Consider the following 25,257-nt stretch of genomic DNA (forward strand, 5'->3'; position numbering starts at 1 on the left):
GTGGGGATCACCCACACCGGACCCCACCGGTGGTGTTGACCGGTGCGCTGCCTCTGCAGTCATCAGGGCAGCCCGTCAGTCTGAGGGAGCTGTCACTCAGCGCGCTGCCACTGCTCGGCGTTCCAGGAGATCTGGTCCTGGGAGGCCGTGTGACGGACGTTCTGGATCCGCGCGTCCGAACCGGTCAGGTCCGGGTGGACGAACAGCGGGATGCCGAAGAGGTCATCCCAGAGTTCGGTCTCGATGTCGACGATGATGTCCTGCTGCTCGTCCTCATCTGTGGAGCCGGCGAGATCGTTGAACAGGTCATCGATGGTCTCGTTGGAGTACTCGCCGTAGTTCTGCGGCAGGCCCGTGGAGTAGATGTTCTGCCCCGAGGCCACCTGACCCGAACCGGCCCAGGCGAACAGGGCCACCTCGTAGTCACCGGTCTCCTGGGCACCGCCGGGACCGAAGAAGTCCTCGTCGCCCTCATCGATGATCTCGAAGCCGGCCTCGTCGCAAGAGGCCTTGATCTCGGCGACGATGTCGGTGCGGCGCGGGTTCGGCGCGGTGTAGCCGATGCGCACCTCAGTGCCCTCGGCGTCCTCGCCCTCGATGAGCTCCTGGGCGCCTTCGATGTCGACCTCGTCGTACTGGCCGTCGTAGCTCTCAGAGGTGACGTCTTCGTAGTGCTCCTCGAAGTTCAGCACCTCGCGGGCGTTGAGGACTTCAGCGTCCGGGAAGACCGGTTCGACGAGGTTGTCCACGATCTGCTGGCGCGGCACGCACTTGGCGAAGGCCTCACGCAGCTCCGGGCTGTCAGCGAACGGGGAGCTGTCGATGAAGTTGAAGTCCAGGTGCTCCCAGGTCGCCGCCTCGCCCTCGTGCATGACGAACTGGTCCTCGCTGAGGTTCTCCAGCTGCTGGCGGGTATCGACCGTGGCCTGAGGACGGATGACGTTGAGGTCGCCGTTCTCCAGGGCCTGGACGTGGCCGTCGTCGGAGACGAAGCGCCACACCAGCTCGTCCACACCGGGAGGGGTGCCCCAGTATTCCTCGTTGGCGACCAGGGTCAGGGACTCACCGGCCTGCCAGTTGTCCAGCTTATAGGGACCGGAGGAGGGGATGAGCTCCTCGTCGGGCAGCTCGCCGGGGTTGGTCAGCCAGCCCTCGTTCCAGAATTCGGCGACGGGCTCCAGCGCCTCGCTGTCTTCCTCGCGGACGGCGTCGACGAGCTCCTCGAGGGACATATCAGACTGCTCGGCGATCACGTGGGCCGGCAGCGGGGCCGTCACGCGGATCTCCGCATCAGCGTCAGGCTCGGGGAACTCGATGGTGAAGGTCTTGCCGTCGGGCTCACCCTGCGGGCCGTCGGGCACATTCTCCCCGTAGGTGAAGGAGATGTTGTTGAACAGGGGGTTGTCATCATCGTCGGTGATCTCGGGGTTCTGTGCGCCCCAGTCGACGATGAAGTCCGCGGCGGTGATGGGGGTGCCATCGGACCAGACCGCGTCATCGCTGATGGTGTACTCGATAGTCATCGGATCTTCTGAGGTGACTTCCCAGGAACCGAAGTCCTCATTGGGGTACTGCACATTGTCCGTGCCCCAGTACCAGAAGTTGCTCTGGACGTGGTTGACGACCGTGGAGTTGTAGACGCTGTAGGACTCGGGGGTGAAGCCGTTGTAGCCGACGAACTCCGTCTCGCCCAGGGACAGCGAGATGGAGTCCTCCTGGGTCTCGAAGTCATCGCCCAGATCCGCCTTGCCGGTGTCCTCCGGCTCGACGCTGAACTCCTGGCCTTCCGCCTGGCCGGGATCCTCAGAGGACCCGTTGTCGTCCCCCCCTCCCGGGGTGCAGCTGGACAGGATAAGCGCGCCGGAGGCCGTGATCGCCACGGCGGCTGAGAGTTCCCTCAGTCGCATTGATTTCTCCTCAATGATGATGCAGTGATACGAAGCCTCAGAGTCTGCGCGGCACCGAAGTGCACCATACCCTCGATACGTGATGCAGCTAACAGCACTCTGAATGGTCCTACGATACGCGGTACCGGGACCAAACACATGCTAGTTCCCCGCCAGTAACCAAACCGTTACATGTGCCGCAGGCTGGAAATCGAGGTTCTTCAGGCGAAATCAGTACCAGTGGACCGGCACCGCGCGGCACACCAGTTTACCCTCTCTCACGCTCACCAGTGGTGAACGTCACCCCTCATTACCGGGCGTCTGGCACATCGGCCCCACATCATCTTGGCACCACATTTTGCCACCACGATGCAGCACGTGACACGGCGGGACTCCTCGACCGAGGAGCCGACTCACCGCCGCCAGAGATCGTCGGGATCGGAGGACTCTCCGCCGCTGAGACGCAGCGCCTCGCCCTGACGCACCAGCTCCTCATATTTCGTGGTCTTCTTCTCCGAGCCGCTGTCATCGCGGGTCGGCAGCAGAATCGTGCGCTCGGCCGGCAGACCGGCCTGCAGCTGGCGACTGCGCTCGAGCTCGGAGTCCAGCTCCGCACCGAAGAGCAGCACTGCATTCATCACGTAGAGCCAGAACAGCGCCATGATGACACCGGCCAATGCGCCGTAGGTGGCGTTGTAGCTGGCGAAGTTGCTGAAGTACACGCCCAGACCAGCGGTGGCCAGCAGAGCCACGACGATCGCCACCAGCGCACCCACCGAGATCCAGGAGACACCGGGCTGACGCACATTCGGCGTCGCATAGTAAAGAAGGGCCACCACGACCACAGCGGTGAGCAGCATCATCGGGTAGACGGCCAGATTCCACACGGTGAGCACTGTGTCTCCCAGCCCCACCGTCTCCCCGACGGCCTCAGCGATCGGTCCAGAGGTGACCAGCAGCAGGCCCGTCGCAGCGATCAGCACGATGATCGCGATCGTCGTCAGGTAGAGCACCGGGCGCAGCTTCAGCGCCGAACGGCCCTCCTGCACCTCGAAGATCCGGTTCATCGCCCGGGAGAACGCGTTGACATAGTTCGACGCCGTCCAGATCGAGGTGAGGATACCGATCACCAACGCAATACCGGCACCGCCAGCTGTGGTGACCTCCTCCAGGACGGTGCGTGCGCCGTCGACCATCTCCGGATCCAGCAGCTCCTCGAGCGTGTCGAGGAAGAAGTCCTGCACGTTCTGCGCCTCACCCACCAAGGAGAGGATCGAGACCAGACCGATCAGCGCCGGGAAGACCGCCAGCACCGCATAGTAGGTCAGCGCCGCGGCAAGATCCGTGCACTGGTCCTTCCCGAACTCAGAGACCGCCCGCTTGAGGCTGTATCCCCAGGAGGCCTTGGTCAGCTTCGTCGGATTCTTCGGCTTCTGTGTCCGTTCCGCCAGCCGAGACTCCGCGAAGTTCTGCCGCTCCTGGGCCTTGATCGCATGCGGCTGATCAGCGGCCGCACTGGCCGACGGGATCAGCCGCGCCTCCGCGGCCTCATCATCCGCAGCATCATCCGTCGCATCACTGTCATGTTCCCGCACACGGTGCGGGCTCAACGCGGCCTGCTGGGTCTCAGACGTCTGCCAAGGCGTCTCGCGCGCCTCATCCGGGTGCTTCGTCGGCTCGTCGCTCATGCAGACCACAGTATCCCAGCCAGCGGCCCATCCCCGGGAAACATCAGCTATTCGTGCAGGTCACGTCGGGTCATCCGCAGATCATCGATCCACGTGACATCCGCCGGCAACGAGTTGTTCTGATACCCGGAGCGAGCGATCGCCATCGAACCCACCGCCGAGGCCAGCATCTGCGCGAGCACCGCGATGAACGCCTTGAGCAGATTCATCCAGGTGAAATCCATCATCAGCGCACCCACCACGATGCAGGCCACGCCCAGACCCGCCGAAGTACCCACCGCCGAGGCCCGCAGGTACAGATCCGGGAAACGGAACAGACCGATCGCTGAGACCAACAGGATGAAGATCCCCAAAAAGATCGCCGCCAAGCCCAGAACCAGGAACACATCTGTCATCGCTGACCTCCTGAACCGAGCCGCGCCATCGAGATCGCCGCCATGAAACCCAATAATGTGGCAATGAGGATGATGTCGAACAGGGCCTCCGCACCGATCCGCAGCCCGATCAGCGTGATGAAGCCGATCACCGCGAAGAACATCAGATCTGAGGCCACCGCACGATCCGTGGTGCGCGGCCCCAGCAGGCCACGCAGCCCCGCCAACGCCATCGCCAGGCCAAGACCCACCAGGGCGATTTCTAAGGTCCAATCCGAGATCACAGCGGCCGACCCTCCTCATCGGTCGGCTCCGGACCCACATGCGGGGCCAGCACCGGACGGCTCAGGTCACCGGGCTCACGGCGCATCGCCCGCAGCAGCCGGTCTTCCATCTCCTGGATCTCCGCGACCAGCTCCTCCCGGCCCTCGACGAACATGCCGTGGACATAGAGGATGCGGTGCTTCCGCGAGATCGTGATGGTCAGCGTGCCCGGGGTCAGCGTGATCAGCGAGGAGATCAGCGTCCACTCGCTGTCCGTCCGAGAGGCCGCAGGCACGGCGATGATCCCAGGGGTCATCTTCATCCGGCCCTTCGGACGCAGCACGTCCAAGGTGACGTGCACATTGGCCATGATGAACTCTTTGGTGTACCAGAGCAGGAAGCTCAGGATACGCACCGGCCAGCTCAGCCAGCTGTTCATGCTCCGCTCACCGCCTCCACATAGTCGCTCGGGTCCATCAGCTGCTCCGCGGCGACCTCCGACAGCGACATCAGCACCTCAGCGCCCAGTCCGAAGAAGATCGTCACCGCGGCCAAGAGCGCACCGGGAACGATCAGCTTCAGCGGCACCTTCACCGCCTGACGCCCCTCCAGCACCGCCGTGGTCGTCGCCGTCGGCGGTCCGATGCTCAGCGTCGGCGTCTCCGCCTGCGCCTCCACACGCAGATACCGCTTACCGTGCATCTTCGCCTGCGACTCCAAGGCCTCAGACTCCAGCCCCTCAGGCTCCGGCCCCATGAACACCCCGGTCCAGATCTTCAGCATGGACAGCAGAGTGAACACCGAGACGATCACCGCGACCACGGCCACCCAGATGTGCCCTTCCTCAAGAGTGGCCTGGATGATGGTGAACTTCGCGACGAAGCCGGAGAACGGCGGCAGCCCCGCCAGCGAGAGAGCGGCCACCATGAAGGTGATCGCCACCAGCGGCTCCCGTTTGAGCATGCCGCCGAGCCGGGAGATCTCCCCAGTGCCGTAGGTCTCCTCGATCGCCCCGGTGGAGAGGAACAGTGAGGCCTTCACGATCATGTGATGCAGCAGGTAGAAGATCGCCGCCGTCAGACCGAACAGGGTGAACAGCCCCGCCCCGATAAGGATGTAGCCGATCTGACTGATCATGTGGAACACCAGGATCGAGCGTGTGGTCTTCTCCCCCATCGCCCCGAAGACACCGATGGCCATCGTCAACGAGGTCACCACCAGAGCCACCCACAGATAACTGGGGTCACCGTCGAAGAGCACCGAGTACAGCCGGTAGATCGCGTAGATCGAGACCTTGGTGTGGATACCGGAGAACAGCGCCGTCACCGCGGGCGAGGTCATCGGGTACGTGCGGGTCAACCACCCGTGCACCGGCACCACTGCCGCCTTGATCGACAACGCGGTGAGCATCACCCCGGCGGCGATGGCCACCGCCGGATCCTCCGAGGCCGCACCGTGTAGCTCCGCCAGGTTCACCGACCCGGCCGTGCCGTACACCAGGGCGATACCGGCCAGCAGCATGGTCGAGGCCAGCAGGTTCACCGTCACGTAGATACGGGCACTGTTAGCACCGAGCTTCGCCCCCATCATCGCCAGCAGCCCGTAGGAGGGCAGCAGCATAACCTCGATGAACACGAAGAGGTTGAAGATGTCCCCGGTCATCAGTGCCCCGGAGATTCCCGCGAAGAGGATCAGCACGAACGGGTGATAGAACCGCGCCCGCGCCTCATGGGTACCCATAGCGAACAGCACCGAGGCGATACCCAGGATCGAGATGATCATCAGCACCAGTGCTGCGATGGCGTCCACCACGAACGGGATGGCGATGCCGTAGTTCCACAGACCCACCTGGTGGGCCAGCACCACGCCCTGCGAGGTGACGATGACCATCAGCAGCGCGAAGACGAAGATGCCGCCCAACGTCACCAGGCTCCCGACATGTCGCCAGGTGCGCCGCTGCCGCAGGGCCGCGCACAGCGCACCGGTCAGCAGTGGGATCCCCACCAGCAGCGGCATCAGCGGAGGAAGGAACTCAGCGAGAGCCTCGATCATCACCGATCACCCTCCCTGTCACCCTCACCGTGCCGCTCGTCCTGCGGCGCAGCAGACTGGGCCGGAATCTGGGAAGTCTGCGGACCAGCCTGCCCACGCCCCGTCCCCTCAGCCTGATCACCGGTCTCTGCAACTGTCGGCATCGAGGTGGTCAGCACCTTCACCGGCGACTCCTCCTCCGTCTCGGTGTCGTCGTCGGTAGTCGTGGTGATCGCCAAGGTCACCATGAACATCGTGATGGAGAAGGCGATGACGATCGCCGTCAGGACGAAGGCCTGAGGCAGCGGATCAGCCTGATCGCTCGGCAGTGCCTCCCCCACATACGGGATCTCACGGAACGCCGTGTTCCCCGCGGCGAAGATGATCAGGTTCGCCGCGTGCGAGATCAGCACGAACCCGAGCACGATCCGCACCATCCCCCGCTGCATGAACAGGTAGACCGCCGCGGCCGTCAGCATTCCCACAGCAATCGCGATACTCACCGATCCACCCCCTCATCAGGTCTCTGCCCCGCTGATCTGCCCGGCATCGGCTCCGCATCGATGCCCCACAACGTGGCGTCGATACCGATCGGCACATCACCGGGGTCTCGGCGCTCACCAGAGGGAACCTCCGCCGTGGCCGACTCCGGGACATCGCTGTACCGACGCCGGTGGGCCTTCAGCAGCTCCGCCGGGTACCGCTGCGCCTGGCCGAGCCGGTCCAGGGCCACCAGCACCGCACCGATCACCGCCAGATAGATGCCGACGTCAAAGATCAACGCCGTGGTGAAGGCATACTCCCCACCCCACGGCAACGGGATGTCCACCATGATCGGCCGCAGGAAGGAGCCCTCCAGATACCCCACGAGCCCGACGATCGCGCCGGTCATGATGCCGCCGACGATCACCAGCGCGTAGTCGAAGCGCAGTTTGACCGAGGCGTCGGAATCGGCGACCAGGTACCGCAGCGCAAAGAACCCGCCGGCCACCAGCGCGGAGATGAAGCCACCACCGGACTCATAATGACCGCGGACCAGCAGCACCAGCGAGAGGATCACGATGAACGGCGCCACCCAGTTGAACACCATGCGCATCGCCACCGTGTTATCCGCCGGATTCGCGATCGGCGTGCCCTCCCACAGCTTGGAGAACACCGGCTGATTGTCCGAGGTGGAGAAGGCCGAGTTCAGCACGGCCAGGATCGCAAAACCGGCCACGCCGAGCACCGTGAGCTCACCGAAGGTGTCCAAAGCACGGAAGTCGACCAGGATCGAGTTGACGATGTTGACCGCACCAGCGGTCTCATAGGTCTCCTCCAGATACCACTGCGCAGCCGGGGACTGGTCCCGCCGGCCCATCAGCGCGAAGGTCGCCAAGAATGCCATCACACCGAAACCGAGGGCCACCGCCGCACTGACCGCGGTGCGAGAGCGGGAGACCGGGTGGAACCGCCGCGGCAGCTTCCGCAGCACCAGCACCAGCACCACCACGGTGAGCATCTCCACCAGCAGCTGGGTCATCCCGACGTCGACGGCGCCCAGCAGGAAGTACCAGGCCGCCACCATGAACCCGGCGCCGCCGGCAAGCACCGCTGCCGCCGTCCGGCTCAACGTGACCACCGCGCCGAGCAGGAAGAGGAACATCATGCCGTTGAGCACCCAGTCGGTGGCCCGCGTGTTGCCCGGGTCCAGCTCCCCGACGACCGGGGAGGCCAGCAGAGCTGCGAGGCACAGTGCCGCGAGCAGCACACCAGGCAGGGTCAGGTGCAGGCCGTGCATATCAGTGCGGGTCAGGTCACCGACGCGACGACCGAAGCTGATAGCCCCGTTGCGCAGCGTCTCCATGACCTCCACCCCGGTGAACGGGAGGATCCTGCGCGGGATGAGGTCATCGACCCGAGCCCGCTGGAGGACCACCACCACACCGAGCCCGACGATCACCGCCGAAAGCGCGAGATCCGGAGTCAACCCGTGCCACAGGGCGAAGTGCGCCTCATAGTCACCAGCTGACGAGGCACTCACCGCCGCACTGACCAGGCCGTCGAAGATGCCGGGGACGAAGCCGAGCACCAGTCCTGCGGCAGCCGGGAGCATGGCCGGAAGCCAGAACGTCGCCGGTGCCTCGTGCGCCTGATCCGCCGGCATCGGCTCGAGGCGGGCATCGCGGCGACCGGCACCGGTGTAGTCAGTGAAGGCACCGAGGACGATACGCCCGCAGTAGGCGAAGGTGCCGACGGCGGCGAGCACGGCGAGCCCCGCCAGCGACCAGGCCAGCGCCGGGTTCTCCGCGGAGAGGAACCCGGCCAGCAGGTTCTCCTTGGACACAAAGCCCAGCAGCGGCGGGACCCCGGCCATGGAGAGCGAGCCCAACAGGGTGATGACCAACGAGACCCGCATCGTGGCCGACAGCCCGCGCAGCACTCGGATGTCCCGCGACCCGGATTCGTGTTCGATGATGCCGACCATCATGAACAGCGAGGACTTGAACAGGGCATGGCCGATGACGTGGATGGTGGCAGCAGCCAGCGCCGTCGGGGTGCCCACACCGATCACTGCGACCAAGAAACCCAGCTGAGAGACCGTGGAATATGCCATGATCTCTTTGATGTCATGGCGCTGCAGCGCGAACAGCGCGCCCATCAGCGCCGTGGTGAGACCCCCGGCGATGAGCAGCAGGTGCCAGACGGCGACACCCTCGAAGGCCGGGGCGAAGCGCAGCAGCAGGTAGATGCCCGCCTTGACCATCGCCGCAGCGTGCAGATACGCCGAGACCGGCGCCGGGGCGACCATCGCATCGGGCAGCCAGAGGTGGAAGGGGAACTGCGCAGACTTGGTGAACGCCGCGAAGATGATCAGCACGGCCACCGCCGCGGCGAATCCGCCGTCACTCTGCCAGACCTCGTGCCCCAGGACCTCATGGAGACTGGTGGTGCCGGTGCGCACGATCACCATCAGCACCGCGGTGAGCAGCCCCAGCCCACCGGCCATCGTCAGCAGCAGGGTGCGCTGGGCCGGTGCCGCGGCCTTGTCTCCTGAGCGATTGATCAGGAAGAAGGAACACAGCGTGGTGAATTCCCAGAAGACGAAGAGCAGGATGAGGTCATCGGCCAGCACCATCCCGGACATGGCGAAGACGAACAGCAGCATCCAGATGTAGTAGTCACCGGTGCGCTTGGCCGGGCCGAAGTACCGGGCGCTGTATGCCATGACCAAAGCGCCGATGAACAGCACCAGCAGCAGGAAGACCAGGCCGAGTCCGTCGAGATGCAGCGAGATCCCCACATTGGCGGTGGGGATCCAGGGCAGATACTCAGAGGGCGTCCCACCGGCGACGACGGGCCCGATCCACGGGATGGTGGTCAGCCCGAGCACGGTCAGAGCACCGGCGGCGACCCACCCGGTATCCCGGCCGAGCATCGCGTGGACGGCCCCGGCGATCGGCACCAGGATGAGGGTAAGGAAGAGCAGGACCAGGAGCGTCACAGGCGCGCCCCATCATCGGTGAGGTCTCGGAGGGGTGCGCTAATGGGCCGGCGCATGAGGCCTCCTGTCAGGGTGCGGTGGAGTGCGGTCGCGGTGCGTCACCCGAACGCTGACAGCGTTCGGGGTCGCCGACCAGTCTTCCCGGCACACCGCATGAGACTATATCGCGCAGGTCACATCGGCTCCAAAGCGAAGGTGTCAGTCCTCCTCAGCACCGTCGGCAGAATCGTCGGCAGAATCCTCAGCCGACTCCCCGGCCACGCCGCAGGCGCTGCGCTCCCCAGCGTCGCCGTCGACGAGGGTCTGCGCATCCGGTCCCTGAAGTGCGTAGCGCTCGTCGATCTGCGCGAAGTTGCCCGGCTCCGCGGTGATGATCACCGAGACACCGGCCTCGACGGCTTGGCGCGTCAGCCGGTCCGAGACCACGGTCAGCGAGCCCTCCCCAGCCTCGGTGATCAGCAGATTCGGCAGGTCACCGGCATGCTCGGGGTGCTCGATCTCGTCCTCGCCTGCGCTCTCCTCCGCCTCTTCGACTTCCTCGGGTACTGCTTCCTCCTCAGGGACTGCCTCCTGCTCCGGAGCCTGTTCCGGCGCTGGCTGCTCCGGGGCCGGCTGTTCGGGCGCGACCGGCTCATCGGCCCCGGGCTGCTCAGGCTCTTCGAGCGGATCGATCTGCCTGGTCTGCCCGGCGGTCTCCTCCTGCTCACCCTGAGCCTCAGTATCCTCGCTGTTCTCCGCTGTATTTTCCGCAGTGTCCTCCGGCGTCTGCTCCCCCTCCGCCACACCGGACTCCTGCGCGTCACCCGGCAAGTGCCCGCCCGCAGACATGAAGTCACCGACGACGCCGTCCTCGTTCTCCGACTGCGCCTCGCACACCGGGTTCTCATGGACTGCCAGACCACGGAAGCCCGAGGTGAAGCCCTGCACGCTCACCGTGACCTCCACCCCGCTCTCGACCTCGGTGAACTCCACCGTTCCGACGTCGTTGCCCGCCGGATCGGCCAGCTCCGCGACGGCGAATGCCTCCGTCCCGCCCTCATCGGTCGCCTCCGATGAGGTGGCGCCGTCGTCACCGCCGCCCTCAGCCTCCTGACCTTCGCCGCCGCAGGCACTGAGCACCACAGCCAGCGCAAGGAATGAGGGGACGAACGGCAGAGAACGCAGACGGCTTACTCGCGTGGTCATGGCAACACGATACTGGTGCCCGGGACACCGGCTCGGCAACGCCATGAGATCTAGCCCTCAGAACACTGTGATTCCGGGGATCCGGGCGTATGATGAATAAGTTATGAACGGACATTCCTCGACTTCCCCAGCCCGCCGCTCGGTCTACCGCCCAGCCGCCCGCCGACGCACGGTGAAGCCGTGGCCTACAGAGATCGCCGACTTCGTCCCGCAGCGGTCCTCATCCTCTCTGCTCTCCGTGGGACATATGCCCGCCGTCGCGCGGGCCGCCTACTACGGTCTCTTGGCTGTCACGGCCGTGACCGTCCTGTTCCTGCTGCCCAGCTTCCTGATCTACCTGACCGGACTGCAGTCGATCGCCCGCACCGGCGGCCTGATCGCCGCGATCATCAGCCTGGTGGCGCTGGTCTTCTCCATGGCGCTGAGCCTGCTGCAGATCGTGCTGGTGTTCAAACTCCCCGAGCAGATCGCCTGGGTCCGCAGCCTGCTCACCCTGACCGTATTGGCAGAGGGCCTCGAGGCGGTCATGCGCGACTGGCTCTACCCCTCAGTGCTCGGCATGGGATTCCGGTGGGATCTGCTGATCGCCGGGGCCATGGTGCTGCTGCTGTGGCTGCCGCAGTCGGGACGCTGGTTCACCGGCTCACGCCAGGCCTGAGACCAGCCTGCCCCCGCACCCCTATCTCCCTGCCCCGCACCGCTGTCTCCACGTGGACTCCTCGTGCGGCCGCCCAGTTGTCATAGTCTCCTGCCGAATCAGGCGCTCAGGGGCCTATGATCCCGGCAGGTGGCTATGACGTATGCCGCGGCGGTAGGAGCCGAGCAGATGCGTATCCACCATCCCCACCGCCTCCATGAGCGCGTACATCGTCGTCGGACCCACGAAGCGGAAGCCCTCGCTGCGCAGGCGTCTCGCCAGCGCCTCAGATTCCGGTGAGCGGGTGGGCACCTCGTCCATCGTGGCCGGCCGCGGCGTCTGCGCCGGCTGATAGGACCAGATCAGCTCCGCCAATCCCCCACCCGCACGCAGAGACACCGTGGCACGGGCATTGCCGATGGCCGCCTCGATCTTGCCACGATGCCGGATGATCCCGACGTCGCCGAGCAGACGGGCGATGTCGGCGTCATCGAAGGCGGCGACCGCATCCACGTCGAAACCTGCGAACGCGGCGCGGAAGTTCTCCCGCTTGGCCAGAATCGTGGCCCAGGAAAGTCCCGATTGGAACCCCTCCAACGTCAACCGCTCGAACAGGCCCCGCTCGTCGGTGACCGGTACTCCCCACTCGTGGTCGTAATAGTGCCGCATCATCTCACTGCCGTAGGCCCAGGGAGTCCGCGCCAACCCATCGTCACCGACGACGGGACCACTCACCTGGGAACTCATAGCTCCAGAGTAGCGCCGCGTGGCATGGTGCGAGAGCACCGCAGAACCGGGACAGGTGATAGACAAGGTCCATGACTGAAAGCACCTCCGGCGCCTCCCCGCTGACCGAGTTATCGGACTACATCGCCTTCCCGCGCCTCTCCGGACTCACGATCAGCCCCGACGGCGCCCGGCTCGTCACCGAAGTCGCCGTGCCCCAGGCCGACGGCACGGCATACACCACTCATCTGTGGGAGATCGACCCACACGGCGAGCGCCCGGCCCGGCAGCTGACCCGCGGCACCGAGAGTGAAACCAGCCCCGCCTTCTCCGGTGACGGTACGCTCTGGTTCCTCTCGAAGCGTCCGGGCGATCCGACTGAGGCGACTGAGGCAGCGCCGTCCGAGGGCACCGGTCAGACCACCGAAGGCACCGGCGACGTCTCGCTCTGGTGCCTGCCGGCTCTCAGCGGTGAGGCGCAGCGTATGGGCCGCTGGCCAGGCGGGATCTCTGCCGCCGTCACCTCCACCGGGACCTCGAGAGTCCTGGCCACAGCGGCCATGCTTCCGGCGGCGCAGACTGCCGCCGAGCACGCGAGACTGCACCGCGACCGTACGGCCCGTCACGTCACCGGCGTCCTGCATGACACCACCTCCTTACGGTTCTGGGACCACGACCTCGGCCCCGCCCGGCCACAGCTCTTCGCCCTGGACCCGGACACGTCCCCCGGCGCTGCACCCCAGGCGGCGACCTTGCGCCCGCTGACCCAGGACTCCGAGGTCGAGTTCAGCGGTGAGGCGGTGCTGAATCCTGAAGGCAGCACTGCGCTGATCACGGTGATCATCCGCGAGGCCTGCGGCGACGAGCGGCGGGCACTGGCTTCCGTAGAGGTCAGCTCCGGGGCAGTCACCCTCATCGACGACGACGTCGAGAGCCGATGGTCACTGGGACCGATCAGCGGTGATGGGCGGCGGGCCGCCGTCGTCCGTGGGCTGCGCGGCACCAGCGAGACCGCCGGAAGGCCAGTCCTCGAAGTCCTCGACCTCACCTCCGGGACGCTGCACCCGATCGGTGGCTCCGCAGACCTGTGGTTCACGCCGCTGGACTGGACGCCGGACGGAGCCTATGTCCTGGCTCAGGCGGATCAGAATGGCCGTGGCCCGCTGTTCCTCATCGACGCAGAGACCGGCGAAGCGCATCAGCTCACCGATGACGAGGCCACCTATTCGAGTGCTCATGCAGCCCCCAACGGTGAGGCCATATTCGCCGTGCGCAGCAGCTACGCCTACCCGAACGAAGTCGTGCGGGTGGACCGGTACACCGGTGAGGTGACCCGGCTGCAGAACCCCGTTGAACGGCCCGCACTGCCCGGCAGGCTCACCGAGATCGAGACCCTGGCCGACGATGACACCCGCCTGCGCGCTTGGCTCGCGCTGCCGGAGAACGCCGAGACCGAGCCGGCCCCGCTGCTGCTGTGGATCCACGGCGGACCGCTGAACTCCTGGAATGCGTGGTCCTGGCGGTGGAACCCGTGGCTGATGGTGGCTCGCGGCTACGCGGTGCTGCTGCCGGACCCCGCGCTCTCCACCGGCTACGGCCAGGAGTTCATTCAGCGTGGGTGGGGTTCCTGGGGCGGACATCCCTATACGGATCTGATGTCGATCACCGACGCCGCCGAGGCCCGTGACGACATCGACGCCTCCCGGACTGCGGCGATGGGCGGCTCCTTCGGCGGCTATATGGCCAACTGGGTGGCCGGACACACCGACCGCTTCGACGCCATCGTCACCCACGCCTCACTGTGGGCGCTGGACAACTTCTCCGGCACCACGGACTCGCCCTTCCTCTGGCGTCGGCAGTTCACCGACGAGGCCGCGCTGGAGCACTCCCCGCACCGGTTCGTCGAGCAGATCGTCACTCCGATGCTGGTCATCCACGGAGACAAGGACTACCGGGTACCCATCAACGAGGGGAACCGGCTGTGGAACGACCTGCTCCACCGTTCAGGGCTGGCTGTGGACGCCGACGGGCGCACCCCGCACCGGTATCTGTACTTTCCGCACGAGAACCACTGGATCCTCAGCCCGCAGCACACCGCGCTCTGGTATGAGGTGATCTTGGCGTTCCTCGCTGAGCATGTGCTCGGTGAGACACCCCGGATGCCTGCAGAACTCGGGCTCAGCGGCGGACGCTGAACTTCGGGGCCGCGGAGTTCTCCCCGGGGTCTCGCACGACATCGAGTTCAGCGAGCTGCTGGCTGCTCGGTATCTGTTCCGCCACCGCATCCACCCGCGCGGGCCTCGGGCCTGACCAGCACCAGGAGATGAACTCCTCCACCGCCGTCGCCTCACCGGAGACCAGGGCTTCGACGTCGCCGTCGGGGGTGTTGCGCACCCAGCCGTCCACGCCGATCCTCTGAGCCTGACGCGCGGCAGAGGCGCGATAGGTCACTCCCTGGACCCGGCCGCTGATGCGCAGCAGGCGGGCGTCTCGGGACGGCTGGTCTGCACTGGTCTCCGGCGGCGAGTCACTCATAGGCTCCAGTTCACCAGAGCTCGATACGCCTGACCAGAGGAACGGGGCCTCCCTCCGTGCCGGCGCAGCTCGGGGCGCGGCTCAGCGCTCGGCGACGAGCCCGCGCCGGGACTGCTCGTCATAGGTGTAGGCTTCGCGCCCCCGGATAAACGTGCGCAGCACCCGGTTCCTGGTGTCCAACGGGTCCCCGGACCACAGGACGACGTCGGCGTCCTTGCCGACCTCGAGGGAGCCGATGCGGTCGGCCAGCCCCAGCACCTCGGCCGGGTTGATGGTGATCGCCCGCAGCGCCTCCTCCGGCTCCATCCCCTCACGCACCGAGAGCGCGGCCTGGTGGATGAGGAAGTCGATCGGGACGACCGGGTGGTCGGTGATCAGGGAGACCTTGGCCCCCGCCGCGGCGAGGATCCCGGGGGCGGCGGCCGTACGGTCGCGGACCTCCACCTTCACCCGCGAGACGATGAGCGGCCCACAGAGCACCGGGATCCCCCGCTCGGCGACGACGTCGGCGAGCTTATGGGCCTCGGTGCCGTGGTCGAGGACCAGGTCGTAGCCGAACTCCTCGGCCAGGCGCATGGCGGTGGCGATGTCATCGGCGCGGTGGCAGTGCTGGCGCCACGGGATCTCACGGTCCAGGACCTGCGCCAGCGCCTCGGAGACGAGGTCGGCGTCGCGGTCCGCCTCCGGCTTGGACTTCCACTTCTGTGCGGCGGCGAAGGCCTGACGGATGGTCAGGGCCACCCCGAGCCGGGTGTTGGGCGTGCGCTTCTGGCCACCGTGGACGCGCTTCGGGTTCTCGCCCAGGGCGGCCTTCAGACCGGAGGGCGCGCGCATGACCATCTCGTCGACCATGCGTCCGTGCGTCTTGATCGCCGCAGTGAGTCCGCCGATCGGATTGGCCGAACCCGGGTTCACGTTGACGCTGGTGACGCCGCCGGCGAGCGCATCGTCGAATCCGGAGTCTGCCGGGTTGATCGCGTCCACGGCACGCACCGCCGCGGTGACCGGGTCCGTGGTCTCGTTCGTATCATCGCCGGCCCAGCCGTCACCCTCCTCATGCACGCCCAGGTGGACGTGGGCGTCGACGAGACCGGGCAGCAGCCACCTGCCCCGGGCATCGATGACCTCATGGCCCTGGGGGACCTCCAGTTCGGGTCCGAGCGCGGCGATCCTCCCCTCGGTGATCATCAGATCTCCGTCGAAGGGCTCGCCGACGACGGGCACGATGTGGGCACCGGTGATGACACAGTTTCTCGGAGCAACCATGTTCTCCAGGCTATACCGAACTGTCGCGGTCCTGTGTTCCGCGTCATCGTCGGGCCGGGACGGACGGTCCGCCGGCGGACGGGAACTGCACTGCAGCGTCCTGCTGACCTGGGGTTGAGACCTCAACTCTGGTACGGTCGCCCACGACGGCGCTCTCTCAGGCGAGAGCCTCCGGGGCGTCGTGAGGACATCTCCAGAGAAGCGATCGACCCACTGAGGAGGTCAACGATGACCACGACCGTTCAGCAGGTCTCCGCAGACGAGAAGGCGGACCGCACCCAGGACCGCTACCCGACCCGGCACGGCGACACCACACAGGTGATGGACAGGCAGGATCCGGTCGTCCACGGAAGCCCCGAGGACGGCCCGTTGGACGCCGAGACGATGCGGCACTACGAGGACACCGGATACCTGACCATCGACCAGCTCCTCACCGCCGAGGAGCTGGAGACGTTCCGGAACGAGCTCCGTCGGCTCTCCGAGGATCCGCAGGTCAAGGCCGACGAAGCGACCGTCGTCGAGGCACAGACCGAGGAGGTCCGTTCGATCTTCGACATCCACCGCAGCAACGCGATCTTCAGGAGGATCGCCAACGACCCGCGCATCGTGCGCCGGGCCGAGCAGCTGCTGGGATCGAAGGTCTACGTCCACCAGTCGCGGATCAACTACAAGCCGGGGTTCGTGGGCAAGGACTTCTGGTGGCATTCGGACTTCGAGACCTGGCACGCCGAGGACGGGATGCCGGCGCCTCGGGCGGTCAGCATCTCGATCTCGCTGACCGACAACCACTCCTTCAACGGGCCGCTGATGATCATGCCCGGCTCGCACAGGCGGTACATCAGCTGTGCCGGAGGCACACCGGAGGACAACTATCGGAAGTCGCTGGTCATGCAGGGAGCCGGCACTCCCGACAAGCAGACCCTGAGCGACTTCGCCGATGAGTACGGCATCGACGTGCTCGAGGGCCCGGCCGGCGGGGCGATCATGTTCGACTCGAACTGCATGCACGCCTCCAACGGCAACGTGACACCCTACTCCCGCTCCAACGTGTTCATCGTCTACAACTCCGTGGAGAACACGACCGGGAAGCCCTACGCGGCACCGAAGCCGCGCCCGGAGTTCGCCGGCAGCACGGACTTCACCCCCGCCGGCTGATCCCCAGGGTCCACGGCTCGGGCGCCGCCCCCGTGGGCGTCGGACATCGGGACCTCACAGGGACCGATGCGCGGTGACCGCTCACCGCACCCGACGCCCACGGCGCAGGATCGGATCAGGCGCGCGGGTCGACGAGGATCTTCACGTGGGACTCGTTGTTGTTGATCAGCTCGTCGAAGCCCTTCGAGACGAGCTCATCGAGTCCGATCCTGCCGGTGATGAACGGGGCAAGGTCGACCTTGCCCTGCTCCACCAGCTCGATCACCCGCCGGTGGTCGTGGGCGTAGCCGATGGTGCCCACCAGCTCGATCTCCTTCAGCACCAGGGTCGGCATGTCGACGGCGGGCTTGTGCCCCCAGATCGAGACGTTGACCAGGACTCCGGCGGGGCGCAGAGCGTCAATGAGCATATCGAGCACCACTTCGACCGAGGAGCACTCGAAGCCGACGTCGGCGCCTCGGCCGTCCGTGCGACGACGCACCTCCTCGGCGACGTCGACCTCCCGCGGGTCAAAGACCTCATCGGCGACCCCGGTCTCCCGGGCCTTGGCCTTACGTGCCTCGGAGATCTCCGAGATGTAGACGGTGAGCCCCTCGGCGCGCAGCACGGCCGCAGTGAGCAGGCCGATCGGGCCGGCACCTCCGACGATCGCCACATCCCCGGCCTTCGCCCGGGAACGGACGAACGCATGGTGACCCACTGCCAGCGGCTCGATGAGCGCGGCCTGGTCCAGCTCCAAGCTGTCCGGCACCGGGTGGACCCAGCGCGATTCGACGACGATCTTCTCGCTGAGTCCGCCGCCGCGACCGCCCAGCCCGATGAAGTTCATGTTCTCGGTGAGGTGGTATTCCTGAGTGTTCTCGATGTCGACCTCGTCAGAGATGATGTAGGGCTCGACGACGACTTTCTGCCCCGGCGCGAGACCCTCGACCCCCTCACCGACCTCGGTCACGGTGCCGGAGAACTCATGGCCCATCGTGACCGGAGCGTCCTCCCCGGAGATCGGGTGGGGGTGGCCGTGCGGCGGGACGAAGATCGGACCTTCCAGGTATTCGTGAAGGTCAGTGCCGCAGATACCGCACCACGCGACGTCGATGGCGACGTGCCCCGGTTTCAGCTGCGGCTCCTCGATCTCCTCGATCCGGATGTCGTGACGGTCGTAATAGCGAGCAGCGCGCATGGCGAGCCTCCTGGTGACGTCGGTGTCAGGGCCACTTTCAGCCTAGTCAGCAGCAGGGACGGCGGACAGAGCTGAGCGCCGAGGGATCGGTCACATTCTGCACGGCTGACGCCCCGCGCCGGTCAAACCGGGCGCTGGAGTGCGATGACAGCGTCGATGTCATCATCGGGGGCCAACCGGTTGCGATCCTGCGCCCCGCAGGCGGTGCACCGATGCACCAGGATGAAGCCCTTCTTGCCCGAATGGTCGACGGCGACCGGCGCCATCACGGCACCGCAGTCGGCAGCTCGATCCCCCGGGGTGATGTCAACATGCCGCGAGTGCAGGCATCGAGGGCAGTGGTTGCGGTAGCTTCCCCCCGCCTGAGCCGGGATCTGCGCTCCGCAGTGCAGGCAGGTGAACCCGGTGTTCTCCACCGCACGGCTCATCGGTCCGCACCCGGCATCTGGCGCTGCGCCATGGCCGAGGCGTAGAGGCAGACGGCGGCGGCGGTGGCCACGTTCAACGATTCTGCCCGCCCATACAGCGGCACCGCGACGGCGTGGTCGGCCAGCGCACGCTCTTGGGCGTCCAAACCGGCTCCCTCATTGCCGAACATCCACAGCGTCGGCCGGTGCAGCGGAAGGTCTCCGCCGGCCAACGGGACCGCTCCTTCGCCGGCGGCCGCGAGGATCTGCGTACCGGCAGCGCGCAGTGCAGACAGCTCATCGGCCAGCGCCGCAGCAGGAACCAGCGGCAGGTGGAAATGGGAGCCCGCCGCGGCACGCACGACCTTCGGACTCCAGACATCGACGGTGCCCTGACTCAGCAGCACCGCATCAGCACCGGCGGCGTCGGCCGTGCGGATCACCGTGCCGACGTTGCCCGGATCCTGCAGCCGACACAGGGCCGCAGTCAGATGACACCCGGACAGCTCCGGGCCAGGTGATGCAGACGGGATGCGGCAGACCGCGACGATCCCCTGCGGGGAGACGGCATCGCACATCGCGGCGATGACCTCCTCTGAGGCCTCCCGCAGGAAGAGCCGGTCGCTGCGGGGAAGCTCCCGGGAGGGGTCGAAGAGCACCGCGTGGATACGTTCGATCAGCGCGGCGAGATCACCGTGACGAGCCATCACACCGGGCGCGAAGTACACCGCATCCGGCAGGGGCAGATCACGATGAGCCTCGACATCGGGACCGAGTCCCGATGCCTCGGGGGCCACCTCATGGCGGGCCAGCCACGCGATCAACGCCTCGCGCACCGCCTGCGGCCCCTCGGCCAGGAACAGTCCCGTACGCTGACGCGCAGAACGCCCCGCCAAGGAGGCGACCTTCCTCACCCGGTCAGCCCGGGGGTTGGTCAGTCTCTCGGCGGGGCGTTCCTCGACGGTCATCCTACGGTCCGTCCGTGGCCGTCAGCCTGGCAGCGGCTCAGGCCGCAGACTTCGGTGCGTTGACGTCCTGCGGCAGAGCAGCGCGGGCCTGGTCCACCAGGGCCTTGAAGGCCTCGGCGTCGGAGACGGCCAGCTCAGCGAGCATGCGACGGTCCACCTCGATCTCAGCGGCCTTCAGGCCCTGGATGAAGCGGTTGTAGGTCATACCGTGAGCGCGTGCGGCGGCGTTGATGCGCTGGATCCACAGGCGACGGAAGTCGCCCTTGCGCTTACGGCGGTGCTGGTAGTTGTAGGTGTACGAGTGGAGCAGCTGCTCCTTGGCCTTGCGGTACAGGCGCGAACGCTGCCCGCGGTAGCCGGAGGCGCGGGACAGGACCACCCGGCGCTTCTTCTGGGCGTTGAGCGCCCTCTTCACACGTGCCATGTGCGATCTCCTCGAGTCTTGTTGTCTTCTCTGACTGTGATGCCGGATGCCGAACTGTTCGGCCCCGGCGCATCGGTCCCCCGAAGGGTGATCAGATGCCCAGCATGCGCTTGATGCGGCTCTCGTCGGCCTTGGTGACGATGCGGTCACCGGCCAGACGGCGCGTCAGGCGGGAAGACTTGTGCTCCAGGTAGTGCCGGCGGTTGGCCTGCTGGCGCTTGATCTTGCCGGAGCCGGTCAGCTTGAAACGCTTCTTGGCCCCGCTGTGGGTCTTCATCTTCGGCATAGTGCCGTTCTCCCTATCTTTCGTGCGGACCTGCAGCACCTGTGCCCGGGAGCTCGACCGTTGATCGGTCAGCACACCCCGTGCGGCGGTGCAGAGGTGGGGCTCCTCAACCCGCTCCTCCTCGCACAGCGTCATGCGCTGTGAGACGGGAGAAGGGCTGCGGCCCCCTTGTCATAGGCGAAGCGGATCCTCGCTCGGCGATGTCCCGATGCTTTCCGAGACCGACGAGAGTCTCGCCGGTCGGCGTCATCGAGGAGCGTCACCGAGTGGTGCCATCACCAGGATGTCACCTCGGATCCGCCTCGAACCCGACTGCCTATCCTACGCGATCCGGCGCAGGATAGGGAGTTGGGGACAGTGGTGGGGTGCTCAGAGGTTCTTGAGCTCGTCCGGAAGGTAGTCGGCCATCGAGTTCGACAGCGGCTTCTTCTCCGTGGAGACCTCCGGCTTCTGCTCCTGAGTGCGCCGCTGCCGACGCGAGCCCTGAGACTTCTGCTCGTCCTTCTCCGCGGGGGCCTGCGCGGCCTCTTCCTTCTTAGCCTCCGCCTTGGTCTTCAACGGACCGACGACCATCACCATATGGCGGCCGTCCTGCCGGGGAGCTGACTCCACTGAGCCGAGATCCTCGACGTCGGCGGCGAAGCGCTGGAGCAGGCGCACGCCCATCTCCGGGCGCTGCTGCTCACGGCCGCGGAACTGGATCATGGCCTTGACCTTGTCACCTGCGGAGAGGAAACGACGGGCGTGACCGACTTTGGTCTCGTAGTCGTGGTCGTCGATCTTCAGACGGAAGCGGACTTCCTTCAGCGTCGTGGTGGTCTGGTTCTTCCGCGACTCGCGGGCCTTGACCGCCGCCTCATACTTCCACTTGCCGAAGTCCATCAGCTTGCAGACCGGAGGCTTCGCCCGGGGGGCCACCTCCACGAGGTCCAGATCCGCCTCCGCGGCGAGTCGCATGGCGTCTTCGACTCGCACGATGCCGACCTGTTCGCCCTGCGGGCCGACCAGTCGGACCTCTGGGACTCGGATCCGTTCATTGATGCGTGGTTCGCTGATCTTGCTGACTCCTGTGCTGAGTGAATGTGAAGAAATACTGCGCCTGCTGCCCCGACGTGCTACCCATGTGCGGCGTGCTGCGCGGCACCGAGATCATGCCGTGCGGAGGACCGGTGAATGACCGGCCCGAGGCACGCCGACTCGCGGCGACTTACTGCACATATCACTGCATTGACTGCACATGCTGGACAGAGACTGTGACAAGCTTACCAGCATGCACAGTGAGCAGAACAGCGGCCCCGAGCCGACGCCGCAGACCCCCGCACCGCACACCGCACCGCACACCGATGCGCCCGCCGATGACTCCCTGCAGCAGGCCGTGGATCAGCAGGCCCGCGACATCGCCGAGGTGCCTGCCGTGGAACTGATCAACACCGTGGCAGTGCACCTGATGAGTGCCGCCGCAGTGAAAACCGGGCTGGCCGATGACCCGCAGGCCGCCGAGATGCAGGATCTCGACGAGGCCCGCAAGCTCATCACCGCACTCGCCGGACTGGTCACCGCCGGGGCACCGGAGGTCGGCGGCACCCACGCCGCTCCCCTGCGCGACGGCCTGCGCTCGCTGCAGCTGGCCTTCCGCGAAGCATCTTCCGTACCCGATGCCCCCGGCAAAGGCCCCGGCGAGAAGTGGACCGGCCCGGTCAACTGAGCTCTCGCCCATGAGGCCTTCTCATAACCCCTTCTCTATGGGCTTCTCGGCGAGGCTCTATCCTCGACGTCCTCGCCGTGCTCTCCCTACTAGTGACGTCCTATGTGCTGCCGTCCGCCTGATCCAGCCACTGCTGGGTCGGGCGGATGAAGGCCAGCACCAGCGCCACAGCGGCAGGCAGCAGGAACAGCAGCCCCACCTGGAGGGCACCACCGGAGAAGAAGCTGAACGAGAGCACCACAATCATGAACTGCGCGAGCACCGTGGGCGTACGGGCACCGGAGTGGCCGAGGAACAGCCGGAATCCCAGGATGATCAGCAGCACTCCGATCCCCAGGTACAGCAGCACCAGCATGACCCTGCCGACGGTGTCGAGGACCTCGGCCTCGCTGACCAGTGCAGCGCTGACGGTGCTGACCAGCACTGCGACCCCCTGGATGAAAAGGATCAGGAAGAGAAGCCAGACGGCGATCGGGCGCGGCCGTGCCTGAGAGAAGCGCCTCGGCGGCTGGGGGGCGTTGAAATCAGGGGTCAGATCGTCACCGGAACCGGATGCCATGGGCCCATTCAACCACTCCTGATGCCACCGGATGGCCCCGCTGTTTCCCCACCTCCACAGGCCCCCGCCGTGAGCGCGTCAGCCGGGCCCAGGCCGGGGTCGGCAGTCGAGGCGGTGACCGGCGAGACAAGGACCGGCGAGACCAGGACCGGCAAGACAATGACCGGATGAGTGGCTGAGTGAGTGACCGAGCGAGTAACCGTGTCAGTGGCTGAATCTGAAGCCGAACGAACAGCCAGGACGATCGCGCGACGTGATAAATACCACAGGGGGTCCGCGCGTCGTGTGACGAACACCCCTTGTTACCCCTTTGTTAACGTGTCACGCTTATACGAGCAGCAAGAGCAGTCACGTGGCTCGTCTCCTCTTCGCACCCTTGAGGACCCCGCCTCTGCCCCGGAGAGGGCGGCGTCCGGTGCCGATGAGGGACGAACATCGCGTGATGCACCGCATGGCGCTCCACACACCCCTGATCGAGTCCGCTCTGTCATGTGTCCGAGCACCTGCGGCCCCGACCAACACCCGTGCTGAGAGAGCACAAGGAGTAGTGATCACCATGGATTGGCGCAGCCGCGCAGCATGCCTGGACAAGGACCCCGAGCTGTTCTTCCCCGTCGGCAACACTGGTCCTGCCCTGCTTCAGATCGAAGAGGCCAAGACCGTCTGCCGTCGGTGCCCCGTGATGGACACCTGCCTGCAGTGGGCGCTGGAGACCGGCCAGGACGCCGGCGTCTGGGGCGGCATGAGCGAGGACGAGCGCCGTGCGCTCAAGCGCCGCGCCGCCCGCGCACGCCGCGCCTCCTGAGGCCGTACCCCGGCTGAATCAGCTCGACTGAGTCAGCCACACCATCAGCTCAGTCCGGAGAGGATCGGAGCGCGCAGCACCACGCGCGTACCGATCCTCTCCGCTGTCTGGCGGCCGGGCTCAGCAGTCTGCCCCGCCTCATCGGCCACCCCCACCTCATGAGTCACTCCTACCTCAGTGGCCGTTACCGCCTCATCGGCCGCGGGGACTCTCGGCGTCCACTCGATCGTGCCGGAGAGCTCCCCGCGCACCAAGGTCTGCACAATCTGCAGGCCCAAGCCCGGCGACCAGCTCCCCTCGGGAATCCCGACCCCGTCATCGACGATCTCCAGCTCCAGGCCCTGCCGGCCAGCGGCATCAGTACGCCGCCGCACACGCATCTGCACCTGTAGCTCCCGGTGCTCGGGGTCCTCGGCGAACCCATGCTCCACCGCATTGGCCACCACCTCCGTGATCACCAATGCCAACGGAGTGACCATATCCGGCGGCAGCTGCCCGAAGCTGCCCTCCACCACTGTATGGGCCTGCCTCCCGGACTCCGCCATCTCCGCGGCCAGACGCAGCTGCCGGCGCATCAGCTCGTCGACGTCGACGCTGTCCTCCAACCCCTTCGAGAGCGAATCGTGGACGATCGCGATGGTCTCCACACGCCGCATCGCCCGCTGCAGACCGCTGCGCCCCTCCTCGGAGTCCATCCGGCGGGACTGCATCCGCAGCAGAGCCGAGACCGTCTGGAGATTGTTCTTCACCCGGTGGTGGATCTCCTTGATCGTGGCATCCTTGCTCATCAGCTGCTTATCCCGGCGGCGCAGGTCCGTGACATCACGGCACAGCACAATCGCGCCGAACCGCTCCCCCGCCCGGTAGAGCGGCACGGAACGCAGCGTCACCGTGGACCCGTGGGCCTCGAGCTCAGCACGCATCGCCTTGCGCCCGGTGAGCATCAGCGGTTCCGACTCATCGACCATCCCCCCGACGGCCCGACGAAGCTCCGCCCCGATTCCGGCCAGAGAACGGCCTTCCAACGCCTCCGAGACGCCCAGCCGAGACAGCGCAGAGGTGGCATTCGGACTGGCGAAGACCACTGTGCCCTCCACATCCAGGCGGAGCAGACCATCACCGACGCGCGGCGCCCCGCCGTAGCCGGCGAACTCCTGGCCCAGATCCGGCCAACGGCCCGACGAGGCCATCGTCAGCAGATCCTTCGCACACTGCTGGTAGACCAGCTCCAACCGTGACGGAGCGCGCAGCGCGATCGTCGAATAATGCAGGGTCATCACGCCCAGCGTCCGTTCCCCACGCACCAACGGCACCGCCTGGACACGCAGCCTGGCCGGGGCGGGCCGCCCCTCATCAGAGGAGTTCGTCTCCACCTGATACCGCCAAGCCCGCTCCACCATCGGCTTCAGATCCGCGCGGATCCGATCACCGACGACGTCGCGGTGGACCACCGTCTGGGTGGTGGACGGCCTCGCCTGAGCCAAGGCGAGGAACGAACGGCCCTCCTGGGAGACGAACCCCTCCGCAGTGTGCGGAAACCACAGCACCAGATCGGAGAACGTCAGATCCGCAAGCATCTGCCAATCCCCCACCAGGGCGCGCAGCCAGTCCAGGTCCCCCGCGCGCAGGTGCGGGTGGTCGATCAGCGGCTCCTCATGCAGCGCCATCGGTCCTCATCAGGTCCCTCTCCTC

At 66.4% G+C, this 25,257-nt stretch carries 25 protein-coding genes; 5 read left to right on the forward strand and 20 right to left on the reverse strand.

Features of this window, described 5'->3' with window-relative positions; all coding sequences use genetic code 11:
- Nucleotides 1-92: 92 nt before the first annotated feature.
- From RIL96_RS00650 to RIL96_RS00690, 9 genes are all read right to left on the reverse strand, one after another.
- The gene (locus tag RIL96_RS00650) at nucleotides 93-1,907 is read right to left on the reverse strand and encodes an ABC transporter substrate-binding protein (protein WP_310547066.1); all 1,815 of its coding nucleotides are present in this window, start codon (nucleotides 1,905-1,907) and stop codon (nucleotides 93-95) included.
- Between the two features lie 392 nt (nucleotides 1,908-2,299).
- Nucleotides 2,300-3,574, reverse strand: a complete 1,275-nt coding sequence (locus tag RIL96_RS00655) for a YihY/virulence factor BrkB family protein (RefSeq protein WP_310547067.1) — start codon at nucleotides 3,572-3,574, stop codon at nucleotides 2,300-2,302.
- A 47-nt stretch (nucleotides 3,575-3,621) separates the two neighbouring features.
- Nucleotides 3,622-3,969, reverse strand: coding sequence for a cation:proton antiporter (locus tag RIL96_RS00660; protein ID WP_310547068.1), 348 nt, complete (start codon nucleotides 3,967-3,969; stop codon nucleotides 3,622-3,624).
- Nucleotides 3,966-4,232 carry an MrpF/PhaF family protein gene (locus RIL96_RS00665; RefSeq protein ID WP_310547069.1) on the reverse strand — a complete coding sequence of 89 codons (267 nt, stop codon included), beginning with the start codon at nucleotides 4,230-4,232 and terminating at the stop codon, nucleotides 3,966-3,968. The genes RIL96_RS00660 and RIL96_RS00665 overlap by 4 nt, the downstream gene beginning before the upstream one ends.
- Nucleotides 4,229-4,651, reverse strand: a complete 423-nt coding sequence (locus RIL96_RS00670) for a Na+/H+ antiporter subunit E (RefSeq protein ID WP_310547070.1) — start codon at nucleotides 4,649-4,651, stop codon at nucleotides 4,229-4,231. Before RIL96_RS00670 ends, RIL96_RS00665 begins: the two co-directional genes overlap by 4 nt.
- On the reverse strand, nucleotides 4,648-6,264 hold the full coding sequence (locus RIL96_RS00675) for a monovalent cation/H+ antiporter subunit D family protein (RefSeq protein ID WP_310547071.1): 1,617 nt from the start codon (nucleotides 6,262-6,264) through the stop codon (nucleotides 4,648-4,650). Before RIL96_RS00675 ends, RIL96_RS00670 begins: the two co-directional genes overlap by 4 nt.
- Complete coding sequence (locus RIL96_RS00680; RefSeq protein ID WP_310547072.1) at nucleotides 6,264-6,746, reverse strand: sodium:proton antiporter; 483 nt, start codon at nucleotides 6,744-6,746, stop codon at nucleotides 6,264-6,266. Before RIL96_RS00680 ends, RIL96_RS00675 begins: the two co-directional genes overlap by 1 nt.
- Nucleotides 6,743-9,727 carry a DUF4040 family protein gene (locus tag RIL96_RS00685; RefSeq protein ID WP_310547073.1) on the reverse strand — a complete coding sequence of 995 codons (2,985 nt, stop codon included), beginning with the start codon at nucleotides 9,725-9,727 and terminating at the stop codon, nucleotides 6,743-6,745. Before RIL96_RS00685 ends, RIL96_RS00680 begins: the two co-directional genes overlap by 4 nt.
- A 198-nt stretch (nucleotides 9,728-9,925) precedes the next feature.
- Complete coding sequence (locus RIL96_RS00690; protein ID WP_310547074.1) at nucleotides 9,926-10,912, reverse strand: superoxide dismutase family protein; 987 nt, start codon at nucleotides 10,910-10,912, stop codon at nucleotides 9,926-9,928.
- A gap of 103 nt (nucleotides 10,913-11,015) precedes the next feature.
- Between RIL96_RS00690 and RIL96_RS00695 the strand changes: the two genes are divergently transcribed.
- Entirely contained in the window at nucleotides 11,016-11,570 is a 555-nt protein-coding gene (locus RIL96_RS00695) for a hypothetical protein (RefSeq protein WP_310547075.1), read from the forward strand.
- A 114-nt stretch (nucleotides 11,571-11,684) separates the two neighbouring features.
- On the opposite strand, the gene RIL96_RS00700 is transcribed toward RIL96_RS00695, so the two are convergent.
- Nucleotides 11,685-12,296: a DNA-3-methyladenine glycosylase I gene (locus tag RIL96_RS00700; RefSeq protein ID WP_310547076.1), complete on the reverse strand. Its 612-nt coding sequence runs from the start codon at nucleotides 12,294-12,296 to the stop codon at nucleotides 11,685-11,687.
- A gap of 71 nt (nucleotides 12,297-12,367) precedes the next feature.
- Here RIL96_RS00700 and RIL96_RS00705 point away from each other — a divergent pair, with 71 nt between their 5' ends.
- Complete coding sequence (locus RIL96_RS00705) at nucleotides 12,368-14,470, forward strand: S9 family peptidase (protein WP_310547077.1); 2,103 nt, start codon at nucleotides 12,368-12,370, stop codon at nucleotides 14,468-14,470.
- Here the strand turns inward: RIL96_RS00705 and RIL96_RS00710 are convergent.
- Complete coding sequence (locus RIL96_RS00710) at nucleotides 14,454-14,810, reverse strand: acylphosphatase (protein WP_310547078.1); 357 nt, start codon at nucleotides 14,808-14,810, stop codon at nucleotides 14,454-14,456. The genes RIL96_RS00705 and RIL96_RS00710 overlap by 17 nt on opposite strands.
- Before the next feature lie 81 nt (nucleotides 14,811-14,891).
- Nucleotides 14,892-16,076: an amidohydrolase gene (locus tag RIL96_RS00715; protein ID WP_310547079.1), complete on the reverse strand. Its 1,185-nt coding sequence runs from the start codon at nucleotides 16,074-16,076 to the stop codon at nucleotides 14,892-14,894.
- Nucleotides 16,077-16,304: 228 nt separating this feature from the next.
- Between RIL96_RS00715 and thpD the strand changes: the two genes are divergently transcribed.
- Entirely contained in the window at nucleotides 16,305-17,231 is a 927-nt protein-coding gene (gene thpD, locus RIL96_RS00720; protein WP_310547080.1) for an ectoine hydroxylase, read from the forward strand.
- 115 nt (nucleotides 17,232-17,346) lie between these two features.
- Here thpD and RIL96_RS00725 read toward each other — a convergent pair whose 3' ends face one another.
- From RIL96_RS00725 to infC, 6 genes are all read right to left on the reverse strand, one after another.
- The gene (locus RIL96_RS00725) at nucleotides 17,347-18,411 is read right to left on the reverse strand and encodes a 2,3-butanediol dehydrogenase (protein WP_310547081.1); all 1,065 of its coding nucleotides are present in this window, start codon (nucleotides 18,409-18,411) and stop codon (nucleotides 17,347-17,349) included.
- A gap of 122 nt (nucleotides 18,412-18,533) precedes the next feature.
- Nucleotides 18,534-18,839, reverse strand: a complete 306-nt coding sequence (locus RIL96_RS00730; RefSeq protein WP_310547082.1) for an RNHCP domain-containing protein — start codon at nucleotides 18,837-18,839, stop codon at nucleotides 18,534-18,536.
- Complete coding sequence (locus RIL96_RS00735) at nucleotides 18,836-19,786, reverse strand: TrmH family RNA methyltransferase (protein ID WP_310547083.1); 951 nt, start codon at nucleotides 19,784-19,786, stop codon at nucleotides 18,836-18,838. Before RIL96_RS00735 ends, RIL96_RS00730 begins: the two co-directional genes overlap by 4 nt.
- 37 nt (nucleotides 19,787-19,823) lie before the next feature.
- Entirely contained in the window at nucleotides 19,824-20,210 is a 387-nt protein-coding gene (gene rplT, locus RIL96_RS00740; protein WP_310547084.1) for a 50S ribosomal protein L20, read from the reverse strand.
- A gap of 91 nt (nucleotides 20,211-20,301) precedes the next feature.
- Nucleotides 20,302-20,496 carry a 50S ribosomal protein L35 gene (rpmI, locus tag RIL96_RS00745; RefSeq protein ID WP_310547425.1) on the reverse strand — a complete coding sequence of 65 codons (195 nt, stop codon included), beginning with the start codon at nucleotides 20,494-20,496 and terminating at the stop codon, nucleotides 20,302-20,304.
- A gap of 369 nt (nucleotides 20,497-20,865) precedes the next feature.
- On the reverse strand, nucleotides 20,866-21,588 hold the full coding sequence (gene infC, locus RIL96_RS00750) for a translation initiation factor IF-3 (protein ID WP_374761828.1): 723 nt from the start codon (nucleotides 21,586-21,588) through the stop codon (nucleotides 20,866-20,868).
- Nucleotides 21,589-21,766: 178 nt separating this feature from the next.
- On the opposite strand from infC, the gene RIL96_RS00755 reads away from it, so the two are divergent.
- Nucleotides 21,767-22,201 (forward strand): DUF1844 domain-containing protein, encoded by a 435-nt coding sequence (locus RIL96_RS00755; protein ID WP_310547085.1) that lies wholly within the window; start codon nucleotides 21,767-21,769, stop codon nucleotides 22,199-22,201.
- A 100-nt stretch (nucleotides 22,202-22,301) separates the two neighbouring features.
- Here the strand turns inward: RIL96_RS00755 and RIL96_RS00760 are convergent, their stop codons facing one another.
- Nucleotides 22,302-22,760 (reverse strand): hypothetical protein, encoded by a 459-nt coding sequence (locus RIL96_RS00760; protein ID WP_310547086.1) that lies wholly within the window; start codon nucleotides 22,758-22,760, stop codon nucleotides 22,302-22,304.
- Between the two features lie 556 nt (nucleotides 22,761-23,316).
- Here RIL96_RS00760 and RIL96_RS00765 point away from each other — a divergent pair.
- Nucleotides 23,317-23,565 carry a WhiB family transcriptional regulator gene (locus tag RIL96_RS00765; protein ID WP_310547087.1) on the forward strand — a complete coding sequence of 83 codons (249 nt, stop codon included), beginning with the start codon at nucleotides 23,317-23,319 and terminating at the stop codon, nucleotides 23,563-23,565.
- 44 nt (nucleotides 23,566-23,609) lie between these two features.
- Here RIL96_RS00765 and RIL96_RS00770 read toward each other — a convergent pair whose 3' ends face one another.
- A complete protein-coding gene (locus RIL96_RS00770) occupies nucleotides 23,610-25,232 on the reverse strand; it encodes a sensor histidine kinase (protein WP_310547088.1) in 1,623 nt (540 codons plus the stop codon).
- Between the last annotated feature and the right edge of the window lie 25 nt (nucleotides 25,233-25,257).

This window comes from Nesterenkonia aerolata (assembly GCF_031470965.1).
Taxonomy (GTDB): Bacteria; Actinomycetota; Actinomycetes; order Actinomycetales; family Micrococcaceae; genus Nesterenkonia; species Nesterenkonia aerolata.